Below are 1,869 nucleotides of genomic sequence, written 5' to 3' on the forward strand. Positions count from 1 at the left end.
GGGTTTCCGCAGCCGCGAGAATCACCGGACGACGGCTGCCCTGCAAACAGACATCCTCCGCAAGACCCGTGATCAAGTCCGGCAAGGCGCTGGGGCGGGTCGGACGATAGTCACCGGCTTCGGCCAGCGGCGTTGGTTGGCTCGCCAGCACCGTCAACCGCGCCCCGTGACGCAGGGCCTGCCGCACCGCCAACTCGGCCATGGGAGCGACGCCACCCAGGTCGCCCATCACGATGAGGTGGTCCGCCGTTTCCACGTCGCTCAGGGTGGGCGCCTGCGGCAGGGCCATGCACTGCTGCGCCAGCGCTTCCATCCATGGGCTGGAAAGGGCGGCAAACGGTGCGTGCAGACAGTCGGCCAAAGCAAAAAGGGCCAGATTGCTCTGCACATCCTCGCGCGGCGAACCGAGAAAGCCACTGCGCCCCTCCTGCAAACGCATCGCCACCTGGCGCAGGACGACATCCTGACGACTGCGCGCGCCGTGCAGGCGCGCCTGCACCGGCCGCTCCGCCGCCATCACATAGCGGAAGCCATAACGCCCGCGATCACAGAGGAAATGCGGATTGATCTCTGGATGGTGGCGCGCGCGCACCCGGCGCAGGGTACCCAGCCGGGCACCGGGCATGGTATTGCAGCCCACCGCGCAGTGGGGGCAGACCGAAGGCCCTTGCTGCAGGTCCCAGACCCGCGCGTAATCGTGACGGAAGACCTTGTCGGTGAAAACCCCGGTGGGACAGACCTCCACCAGATTGCCGCTGAAGGGACTTTCCAACGGGCCATCTTCCAGGCGCCCGAAATACACCCGGTCGCGGGAACCGAAGACGCCGAAATCATCGCCCTGCGCCGTGTCCTGATAGAAGCGCACACAGCGGTAACAGGTGATACAGCGGTTCATCTCCTGATACACCAGCGGCCCCAGATCCTGATCGTGATAAGTCCGCTTCGGCCCGCTGTAGCGGCGCACGGCATGGCCGGTCTGCACCGTCATATCCTGCAAGTGACACTGACCGCCCTCGTCGCAGACCGGGCAATCGAGAGGATGATTGAGCATCAGCAACTCGATGATTTCCCGATGCTCGGTATGGACCTCCTTATCCACCGTTGCCAATTGCAAATTATCACTGGCGGGCAACAGGCAGGCCATGGTCACCCGCGGCGGATGTTTGTCGTCGTGAGGATAGATCTTCACCGCGCACTGACGACAAGCGCCGAGACTGCCGAGGGCAGGGTGATAACAAAAGTATGGGATTTGTCGCGCCATCCCGGCGGCGATGGCCGCCTCCAGCACGTTCTGTCCGGACATGAAGGGTACCGCCTGGCCATCCAGATAAAAGACGCGCTTCATGCCACCACCTCACGATAGGGACAGCACTTCTGGCGGACATGATCAAGGAAGTCCTCCGCGAAGGCATGCAGGCCGGAGAGTACCGGCATCAGCGCACCCGGAGCCAGGGCACAGAAACTGTTGGGGGCAATCTGGGCGCCCAACGCATGCAGCGCAGCGATCTCTTCGGTACCGCCCTCGCCGGCCTCGATACGCTCCAACAGCCAGCGCACATAGGGCAAGCCCTCGCGGCAGGGGGTACAAAATCCGCAGGATTCACGGGCAAAAAACCTGGTGGTGGCGATGAGAAAGTCGACTGGACACTGCCGGTCATCCATCAAGATAAAGCCGCCGGTACCGAGGCGGGAACCCACCTTGGCGACCGCATCGAAGTGCATGGGGGTATCGAGATGTTCCGGCAGGAGGAAAGGCGTCGAAGAACCCCCGGGGAGAATCGCGCGCAGGGTCCGCCCGGCGCGCATCCCGCCGGCATGTTCGTAGAGAATCTCCCGCGCCGTCGTTCCCATGGGCAGCTCGAAGACCCC

At 63.8% G+C, this 1,869-nt stretch carries 2 protein-coding genes; both read right to left on the reverse strand.

All coding sequences use genetic code 11. The features are described from left to right. On the reverse strand, nucleotides 1-1,345 hold a 1,345-nt coding region (locus M7F93_RS11825), incomplete at its 3' end, for a 2Fe-2S iron-sulfur cluster-binding protein (protein WP_298173799.1). Then, on the reverse strand, nucleotides 1,342-1,869 hold a 528-nt coding region (locus M7F93_RS11830; protein ID WP_298173801.1), incomplete at its 5' end, for an NADH-ubiquinone oxidoreductase-F iron-sulfur binding region domain-containing protein. The genes M7F93_RS11825 and M7F93_RS11830, both read right to left, overlap by 4 nt.

The sequence above is a fragment of the Acidithiobacillus sp. genome (genome assembly GCF_027322205.1).
Lineage (GTDB): Bacteria > Pseudomonadota > Gammaproteobacteria > Acidithiobacillales > Acidithiobacillaceae > Acidithiobacillus.